Raw genomic sequence first — 9,173 nt, forward strand, 5'->3', positions numbered from 1 at the left:
TTCCACCGTCAGTGACCTGCCTTCAACCAGGCTGCGAATTTATCCATCCAGTCGGGGTGCCAGCGTGAAAGCGCCGGCCGGTTCAGGATCATGTCGTCGGCCGCCCAGCGGATCCTTCTGGCATCGATCGCAGACGTAACCGCGTTATCCGGACAGATGATGTAAAAATTCTCGTCGAGCAGACGGACCAGGAAGTATTCCACCAGTTGCTCTGCGGTCCATGCCTCATCGGGTTTCGCAATGCCCTGCGGCTTGAGTGCGATGTTCATGGGTGTCCACGTGTAGCCAGGGACGAGGAGATGAGCCGAAACACGACCTCCCGTCTCCTTCAGAAGCTCGTGCGACAGCTGTTCGGTCAGGACTTTGACAGCTGCCTTCGCCACCGAATATGCGGCGTTACCTGGAGGAGTCGTAATACCTTCCTTGGAGCCGAGGTTGACAACGGCCGACTGGCGACCGGCTTCGATCATGTAGGGCACGAAGACGTGTTGCGCGGCCTGAACACCTCGGAAGTTTACATCGATCTGGCGTCGCCACTTTGCAGGATTGTCCCAAGGGCCGGCTCCTTGCGTTATGCCCGCGTTGTTTACTAGAACGGCCACGTCGCCAAACCGCGAAATCGTTTCGTCCCGCAACCTGGTCAGTGCCGACAAATCTGATACGTCGCCGCTCACGATCAGGATGTCCGTGTCGAGTGTCGAAGTAACATCCTCAAGTGCGTCGGCGTCGAGATCCAGCAGCGCGAGCTTCATGCCGCGGGCCGCGAGAGCCCTCGCGATTGCCAAGCCGATGCCCTTCGCAGCTCCCGTGATGACCGCAACGCGGCCAGGAGCAACGACGCTGTTCATTCTCTCGCTCATTTTTTGTCTTTCCCGTCATTGGACCGTCACCGCTGGAAGGTGTGCCGGACAAGCCGTCGCCGTGGAATTTTTCTCCGAGAAGCGTGCCGGCCGATGGCACCAGCGCAGAGAAGTCCATCAACGCTACTCGGGCGCTTGGGTCGTCGGATCATATCCGCGGGCTGCGAACGACCGTTCGATCGCACTATAAGAATAGGGTAGCGCGACGGCTACTTGAAGTGAGCGGGATCGCACGCACCGATGAGCCGTGTTCACTCAAGGGCCTTCGTGACGTAGGGAATGCCTGGCCAGTTCGACCGCGGACGGGACCAAAAAGGTAACGCACTCCTGGTCCCTGCCAGATCGGTGGATGATTTTCACTCACCGCCCCGATCAATTTTGCTCATGTAACCAATCGGCTCCACGGGCATTTGGTCACCAGCGCCTCGAGACGATCGTGGTGCTGACCAAACCAAAGGAGTGAAATCATGACAGGGAATAAACCACTCGCAATGATCACGGGCGGCTCATCTGGAATAGGCTTCGAGCTTGCCAAACAATTCGCCAAGAATGGATTCGATGTCGCCATTTCAGGCTCAAGCGACAAGGTGAACGAGGCCGCCGATGCGCTACGAAGCCTTGATGCCGAAGCATATCCGTTCAAAGCGGATGCCTCGACGTACGATGGCGTCGAGAGGTTCTGGACCTTTACGCAGGGGCTGGGGCGCCCCTTGGAAGCCGCGGCTCTGAACGTCGGTATCGGTATTGGCGGCGCCTTTGTCGATAACGATCTCGAGGATGAGCTTCGCCTGCTTGCGATCAATGTAACCGGGACCGTCCATATGGCCAAACGCGTCGTCCAACATATGGTCAAGAACGGCCGCGGCAGGATTCTCATCACCTCCTCGGTTTCGGCGACCCTGCCCACGCCATACGAAACCGTTTACGGCCCGTCGAAGGCATTCGGTTACATGTTCGCGGAATCTCTGCGCGAGGAGTTGCGCTCGACCGGGGTCACGGTGACGGCACTCCTTCCGGGCGCCACCAACAGCGACTTCCACGCGAACGCTGGAATGGGCGGTACGAAGCTCGGTGGCCAACAAAAAAACGACAAGACGCTCGTCGCCCAGCAGGGGTTCGAGGCTCTCATGAACGGCATCGACCATATCGTCGGCGGAGATCAGGAAACCAAGCGCCAGGTGTTGGAAAACCGGACGACCCCCGAGCCCGTCAAAGCCGCGCGGCAAGCCGAATTGACCCAACCGCAGTGAAGGAGCACGTCATGTCACATCTGAAAAACAAGGTCGCCATCGTCACAGGGGCTTCCTCGGGCATTGGAGCGGCGACCGCCAGAGGATTGGCGGAAAAAGGTGCGCGCGTCGTCCTTGCCGGCCGCAATGAGGAACGCCTCAGTCAGATCGTCGAAGACATCACCGGTTCGGGAGGTATTGCCAGCTACAAGGTTGCTGATGCCACGGATTTTGAGAGTACCAAGGCCCTCGTCGCGTTCGCCACAACGACGTACGGCCCGGTCGATATATTGGTCAACAATGCCGGCCTCATGCTCTTTTCCTATTGGAAGGATGCCGCCGTCGGCGATTGGAACAAGATGATCGATACCAATCTGCGTGGCTATCTGCATGCGATCGCCGCGGTGCTGCCGTCGATGTTGGAGCGCCGGTCCGGCCGCATCCTGAATATGAGCTCTATCGCCGGCGTTCATGTCGGCGAGGCGGCAGGGGTTTACGGAGCCACGAAGTTCTTCATACGCGGTATTACCGAAAGCCTCAGGAAGGAGGTGGGCGTGGGTAGCGGGATCCAAGTGTCTATGATCAGCCCTGGCGTGATCGATACCGGCTGGGCCGACAAGGTTCATGACGAGACGGGCAGAAAGATCGCCGGAGAGCTCAACAAGCAGGGTATTCCGCCGTCGTCGGTGGCTGAAGCCGTGGTCTATGCACTAGACCAGCCCCCGGAGATCACGATCAACGACATTTCGTCCATCCAACCCGGCAGGACTGGTAGCCCGCGTTTTCGAGAGCTCAGAACTAGAACCTCCGGGACTGTTAGACCGCCTCGCGGAACCAACCGGTGCCGTCTCTCGTGGCTGTGGACACGAAGATCTTCATTGCATGACGATCTAATCCCGGACGTTTTCGTTTTTCAGCGACCGGGCCATCTCCGCCGTCCTTCGCAGGATCCAACATGGATCACTAGGTCAAATTTTTGACTGCTTCCTCGGCCATCACATACCAAATACAGGGCCAGTTAAATAAGGATTGAAGGTGCCGGCCGGCCTGAAGCAAGGTCGGCGCCGGCAAGGGCGATCTTTTTCAGTACAAGTGCGAGTATCCATAACTCATGGTATCAACGCGGGCCGACCTTGAAACTTTCGTCGCGATCGCGTGCGCGGGGGGGTTCCGAAAGGCCGCCGCGCTTCGCGGCGTTTCCGGGTCTGCCCTCAGCCACTCGATCAGGGGTTTGGAGGCCCGTCTGGGCGTCCGTCTGTTTCATCGGACAAGCAGGAGCATCAGTCTCACCGCCGCCGGCGAAGTGCTGCTTGCCGAACTGGAGCCCCGTTTCCTCGGCATTCAAGCTGCGATGGATCTCCTAGACAGTTTCAGGAGCGGGCCTACGGGCAGAGTGAGAGTGACCACCCTGCGTGACGCCGCCGAGCTGCTGATCGCTCCTCGACTGCACAGTTTTCGCAAGAGCTACCCAGATGTCGAGGTCGAAGTCAGCGTCGAGGATCGCTTCATCGATATGGTCGCCGAAGGTTTTGACGCGGGCATCCGTTATGGGGGAACGGTTCCCGAGGGGATGATCGCGTCGCGTCTGACATCCGAACTCGAATGGATCGTAGTCGGTTCTCCGGCCTATCTCAACGAACGAGGGCGGCCCGCGCGGCCGGAAGATCTCTTGACGCACGAGTGCATCCGGATCCGAACCGGTACAGATCACCTCTGCAAATGGGAACTTGGCGACGGCGATCGCATGGTTTCTCTCGACGTTCCGGGACTTCTCACGCTCGGAGATTCGGAACTATCTATCCGCATGGCGGAGGAGGGAGGCGGTCTCTTTTATTGCCTGCAGGCCCGGGTCGAGGACAAACTTGCGGCCGGTTCACTCGAAGTCGTGCTGCCGGACTGGACCTCTACCGGGCCGGGTTTTCATGCATACTACGTTTCGCATCGACAGGTGCCGTCCGCTCTCCGGACGTTTCTCGACTACCTTAAGGCGCCGGTTGCGGGCGATTGAAGTGACGGCCAGACGAGACAGCTTCACCAGGCAGGAGAATCGCATATGGATGGTAAGGAGTTGTTTTGCTGAGGCAAATCGACTCAAGAACTCTCCGATAATTTGGAGGTACGGATGAATCGATTTGCCACCTGTTTTAAAGATCTGCCCGACCCTCGGGGCGCAACACACGTCATCCGCTGATGTCGATCCTGTTCATTGCCATTGCCCTGATCGTTTGCGGCGCCGAAAGCTGCGCCGACATGGCCGATTCGGCGTTTCCAAAAAGAAGTGGCTCAAGACGATCGTGCCGCTGCCCTATGGCATCGCCGGCCATGGCACCTTCTCCACCGTTTTCCGCTGCCTCAATCAGGTTGCCTTCGAAGCCGCTTTACCGAAGCCTTTGCAAAGGGCATGGAAGGCGTGGTGGCGGTCGACGGCAAGGCGGTACGAGGCGACGCCGCTGCCCCTCGTCAAGGTCTGGGCTGCCGGTTGCGGCCTGGTCATCGGCCAACAGACCGCGCCGGGCCGCAACGAGGTCCAAGGGGCGCTCGATGCGCTTGCGCTTTTGTCGCTGGAAGGTGCCATCGTCACCGCCGATGCCCTGCATTGCCGCGCCGATACCGCTCATGCCATCCTTTCCGCCGGCGGCGACTATGCCCTGGCGTTGAAGGCCAATCAGCCCGGCCTCCTGGCACAGACGATTGCTCGTCTGGACGACGTCGAGCCACTCGGCGTCCAGACCGCCGCCGAGAATGACCATGACCGCTGCGAAAGACGCCGTGCCTGCATCGTCGCCGTCAATGACATCGACTTCCCCGGCCTGCAGGCCATCGGCTCCGTCGAGGCCACAAGCCGTCATGCCGATGGCCGTCTGACCAGCCATGTCCGCTACTTCCTGCTCTCCACCGTCATGTCGGCTGCCGCCCTGATCGAGGTAACCAGAACTCATTGGCAGATCGAAAACAAACTGCACTGGGTGCTCGACGTCCAGTTCCGCGAGGATGCCGCCAGAAACCGTAAGGATCACGGACCGGCAAACATTGCTCTGTTACGAAAGATTGCCCTCAACCTCATCCGGGCCCATCCAGATAAGGCCTCCATTCGTCGAAAGATCAAGAAGGCAGGGTGGGACGATCAGTTCCTCATCTCTATCATCGCTCATATGCGATAGCCCTGCTTCACCAGGGGAATTTGAGTGCCGGCAGAAAGCGGTCGCTCGCAGCCAGAAAAATAATTGGCAGCAAGATCGCCTGGCATCCTTTAACATGCCGAAAGCGGAAAAAAATACGTGACAGCCTCCGATCCCTCTCTGAGCCGAGGCCATCCATGATGGTAGAGAATCCGCAAGTCTTCGGCTGTCTGACACGACCAGCCGGTACGAATGCGGTACTGCCACGGCTCTCCTCCAGGCGCCCGTTTTTGATCTCTCGATATCTAAATTTGTGCAGACGAGCAGGCAAAGCTATAACGGCAGGATCAACGAATACTGGTAGCTCTCAGACAATCTGGATCGATATCAACCGGGAATGCCTGCATATGTAGGGAGGATTCAAGCACGGCGTGAGGGCGATGCAGACGGACGAGGCGGAGACGTCACGGAAACCCGAGAGCACCTGCATCACCTCGCTCGAGGTTTCCAGGCGGCCTTGTAGGAGACCCGCGGCGTAGTGCCCCGAAAACCCCACCGCGCAAATGCTGATTATGAAAGACAGTACGAAAATGATTACTCTGTAGCCGGAAACGGGACAACAGCCTGTCCATTGTGGTCGATCCTTGTCCATAGGCGGTGAAGAAACTTCATCAATCGGGATCCGCCTCCGAGGGAAGCATCGAATCATCAATGACGACACGAAAGCTGCGCGACCGAGGTTGTCTGTCAACAGATTGTCTGATAAAGCTTGCTAATGTTCGAACTGTCTCACAAACTTGCGGAGGAATAACTCCGTAACAGAACCGGCGCTGCCGCAGCCGGCACAACTTTCACTGCTGAAATCGATTGCCGCGATGTTCCTTGTTTTCAATGGAAAGCGGTGACCGCATCTCGGCTATGTGAAGGCTTCGAACATGTCGTCGTCCTCGCGACGGCGGGACGCGACGCCTTGATGAACAAACGGGCGTCCTTTTTATGGATGGACGGCTCCATGGCGCCGAGATCACCAGCTTCCCCGATATGCATCTTGAGATGTTGATCTGGGACAGGTAAGTATTGAGATTCAAGAAGCAGAGAAGATGATTGATAAGAAAGCATTGCTCGATAATATGACCTTGGCGGAGCAGGTCTCGCTACTTTCCGGCGATACGTTCTGGTCTTTACCGCCCATCGACCGCCTAGGGATAGGGAGATTGCGCTTGACCGACGGCCCCAACGGCGCCCGCGGGGCGGGGTCTTTTGTCGGAGGTGTGACTGCAGCGGCTTTCCCGGTGGGCATCGCCATCGGAGCGAGTTGGAACCCGGATCTAGCCAAGGAAATCGGCAGTGCCCTAGGTGACGAGGTTCTTTCAAAAGGTGCCCACGTCTCGTTAGCCCCCACCGTTAACATCCAGCGTAGCGTCACAAACGGCCGCAACTTTGAGTGCTTCTCTGAGGATCCGATCCTGACGGCGGAACTTGCAGTCGGCTATATCGAAGGTCTGCAGTCCACGAAAGTCGGTGCCACGATAAAACATTTCGTCGGCAACGAGTCCGAGATTGAACGTACAACCATCTCTTCAGATATCGATGAACGCACGCTGCGCGAAGTCTACCTGATACCCTTTGAGACGGCGGTGAAGCGGGCAAAGGTCTGGGCCGTGATGTCTTCGTATAACAAGCTAAACGGTACTTACACGGCGGAAAGCCATTGGCTGTTGAACGAGGTTCTGCGCGGTGACTGGGGTTTTAACGGCGTGGTGATGTCGGACTGGTTCGGCTCGCGTTCGACCGCACCCACCGTGAATGCTGGGCTGGATCTGGAGATGCCGGGCCCGACCCGCGATCGCGGCTCCAAGCTACTGGCTGCGGTCGAAGGCGGCGAGGTTAGTGTCGAGACGATCCGCGCCTGTGTGCGCAATATCCTGACTTTGATGGAACGCACCGGCGCTATCAACGATCATCGCGAGTTTAAGGAGTACGCCATTGATCAACCGAAACATAGGGCATTGATCAGGCGCGCGGGAGCGGAAAGCGCAGTTCTGCTACAGAATGACGGGATCCTGCCATTGGCTCAGCAAGGTATGGTCGCCATCATTGGACCCAATGCCAAGGTCGCGCAGGTGATGGGAGGCGGCTCGGCGCAGTTGAACCCTCACTATGTCATCAGTCCGTGGCAGGGGCTGGTGGACGCGCTGGGTGAGGAGAATCTGTGCTACGCTCAGGGCTGCAACAATTATCGGTTTCAGCCGCTAATCGAAAACCCCACAACCTTCGAGTTTTTCCAAGGAAGGGAGCTAGCTGGCGAACCGGTGAAGGTCGTCGAGGAACCGTCGAGCCTTGGTGTATGGTTGCCCCCCGTGGCCGAGGGCTTTGTCGATCCCCTTCGCTTTTCGGCTAGAATGCGCACCATCTTCACAGCCTCGGAAGCCGGCGTCTATCGCGTCGGACTAACCTCGGCCGGGCTTGGCCGGGTCTATGTGGACGGCAGACTTGTGGTGGACGCTTGGGCTTCCTGGATACGTGGTACCACATTCTTTGAAGAAGGCTGCGAAGAGGTCGTGGGTGAAATCACGCTCGAAGCCGGCCGTACATACGAGGTCGTCGCCGAGTACGCCCGGCACGACCACGTCAACCTCTATATCGCCGCAATTCGGGTAGGAATAGGCAGATTTTCGGCCGAAGCGGAGATTGCCGAGGCAGCAGCCGTCGCGGCAAAGGCTGATCATGCGGTAGTCTTCGTGGGCAGAACGGGCGACTGGGATACCGAGGGCTCCGATCTTCGCGGTATTGCACTTCCCGGTCTGCAGAACCAGCTTGTTGAGGCGGTAATTGCGGCCAATCCGAACACGATCGTCGTACTACAAACCGGTGGACCGGTGGAAATGCCCTGGCTTTCCGGTGCTCGTGCAGTACTGCAATGCTGGTATCCCGGACAGGAGGCTGGCAACGCGATCGCCGATGTGCTCCTCGGCAAGGCCGAGCCCTCGGGCCGACTGGCACAGACCTTCCCCGTGCGCTGGGCTGACAACCCCACACATACTGAGGATGACGCGGTCTATCCAGGTAAGGACGGCCATGTGCGATATGACGAAGGTGTGTTCGTCGGTTATCGGCACTACGACCGCCACGGCATTAAGCCGCTGTTCCCGTTCGGTCATGGTCTCGGTTATTCAAGCTTTGCGATGTCGGACCTGACGGTAGGGCTACCAGACGCTGCCGGCGCGGTGACAGTGACACTGGAATTGACCAACATCAGCGAGCGGCCAGGTTCGGCAGTGGTGCAAATCTATGTCGGCGATGTTGAAGCATCTATACCCAGACCGGTTAAAGAGCTGAAAGCCTTCTCGAAAATTGCCCTGGAACCCGGTGAGAAACGAAGGTTGCGTTTCATACTTGACGCCCGAACATTTGCCTTCTTCGACACGACCGAGCGGCGTTGGCGGATAGAGGCGGGGGAATTTGCAGTGATGGCTGGGTTCTCGGCCACCGACATCCGTTTGAGTTTAACTGTCACGCAAAAGGGCGCTGTCTTGGCGCTCTGAATGGGCCGCAAATCAATGACCACATTGGGCAGTGGTCGAGTTCCAACGTATGCAGTTTTGGCGGTGAAGCTGGGTGAGTTGAGTGAGAGAATGCCTCAAAACCGGTACTTGGTTAATGGCATGGCGAAACACCGCCTGCGCCTCCAAAAACAGGCAATGTTTTCTGAACGATCGTAAGCGCGATTTTCCCCGCACCTTCTGCAATTGAGTGAGCTTTGGCATGAGGTGTCCACCAAAATAGGTGGACACCAAGGGATGGAAGAAGTGACCTGCCACTGAATTTTCATCCGGCGGCGACTAGATGTGGAGCCTCAACAGGTTGTCCTGGGTAAGAGCGAGCCTAGTGATTGGTGGTTTTGAGTTTAGACTTCCGTGAGGCCTGTGCCAATTGTAGCGATGAAGCCATCGTGGCAGTTCGGC

The 9,173-nt window shown here is 57.9% G+C and carries 6 protein-coding genes and 3 pseudogenes; 6 read left to right on the top strand and 3 right to left on the bottom strand.

What is annotated here, in order from left to right:
- Positions 1-8: 8 nt before the first annotated feature.
- On the bottom strand, positions 9-860 hold the full coding sequence (locus EFQ99_RS32755; RefSeq protein WP_008534165.1) for an SDR family NAD(P)-dependent oxidoreductase: 852 nt from the start codon (positions 858-860) through the stop codon (positions 9-11).
- Positions 861-1,327: 467 nt separating this feature from the next.
- Between EFQ99_RS32755 and EFQ99_RS32760 the strand changes: the two genes are divergently transcribed.
- The 5 genes and pseudogenes from EFQ99_RS32760 (at position 1,328) to EFQ99_RS32775 (ending at position 5,250) form a co-directional block, all read left to right on the top strand.
- Positions 1,328-2,110, top strand: coding sequence for an SDR family NAD(P)-dependent oxidoreductase (locus EFQ99_RS32760; RefSeq protein WP_170967852.1), 783 nt, complete (start codon positions 1,328-1,330; stop codon positions 2,108-2,110).
- Complete coding sequence (locus tag EFQ99_RS32765; protein WP_245441629.1) at positions 2,107-3,069, top strand: SDR family oxidoreductase; 963 nt, start codon at positions 2,107-2,109, stop codon at positions 3,067-3,069. Before EFQ99_RS32760 ends, EFQ99_RS32765 begins: the two co-directional genes overlap by 4 nt.
- A gap of 131 nt (positions 3,070-3,200) precedes the next feature.
- Positions 3,201-3,380: pseudogene (locus EFQ99_RS35895) on the top strand (helix-turn-helix domain-containing protein); the annotation flags it as partial.
- Between the two features lie 12 nt (positions 3,381-3,392).
- Positions 3,393-4,097 carry a LysR substrate-binding domain-containing protein gene (locus tag EFQ99_RS32770; RefSeq protein ID WP_244414416.1) on the top strand — a complete coding sequence of 235 codons (705 nt, stop codon included), beginning with the start codon at positions 3,393-3,395 and terminating at the stop codon, positions 4,095-4,097.
- A gap of 286 nt (positions 4,098-4,383) precedes the next feature.
- A complete protein-coding gene (locus tag EFQ99_RS32775) occupies positions 4,384-5,250 on the top strand; it encodes an ISAs1 family transposase (RefSeq protein WP_237353332.1) in 867 nt (288 codons plus the stop codon).
- A gap of 409 nt (positions 5,251-5,659) precedes the next feature.
- On the opposite strand, the pseudogene EFQ99_RS35900 reads toward EFQ99_RS32775, so the two are convergent.
- Positions 5,660-5,840, bottom strand: a pseudogene (locus tag EFQ99_RS35900) (hypothetical protein); the annotation flags it as partial.
- A 468-nt stretch (positions 5,841-6,308) separates the two neighbouring features.
- Between EFQ99_RS35900 and EFQ99_RS32790 the strand changes: the two are divergent.
- Positions 6,309-8,753 (top strand): beta-glucosidase, encoded by a 2,445-nt coding sequence (locus EFQ99_RS32790; protein ID WP_004674391.1) that lies wholly within the window; start codon positions 6,309-6,311, stop codon positions 8,751-8,753.
- A gap of 297 nt (positions 8,754-9,050) precedes the next feature.
- Here the strand turns inward: EFQ99_RS32790 and EFQ99_RS32795 are convergent.
- Positions 9,051-9,173, bottom strand: a pseudogene (locus EFQ99_RS32795) (IS481 family transposase); the annotation flags it as partial.

This window comes from Rhizobium vallis, assembly GCF_003985155.1.
In the GTDB taxonomy this organism is placed as follows: Bacteria; Pseudomonadota; Alphaproteobacteria; order Rhizobiales; family Rhizobiaceae; genus Rhizobium; species Rhizobium vallis.

Coding starts and splice junctions, on each gene's coding strand:
- EFQ99_RS32755 (WP_008534165.1), bottom strand. CDS start 860: ATGAGCGAGAGAATGAACAGCGTCGTTGCTCCTGGCCGCGTTGCGGTC.
- EFQ99_RS32760 (WP_170967852.1), top strand. CDS start 1,328: ATGACAGGGAATAAACCACTCGCAATGATCACGGGCGGCTCATCTGGA.
- EFQ99_RS32790 (WP_004674391.1), top strand. CDS start 6,309: ATGATTGATAAGAAAGCATTGCTCGATAATATGACCTTGGCGGAGCAG.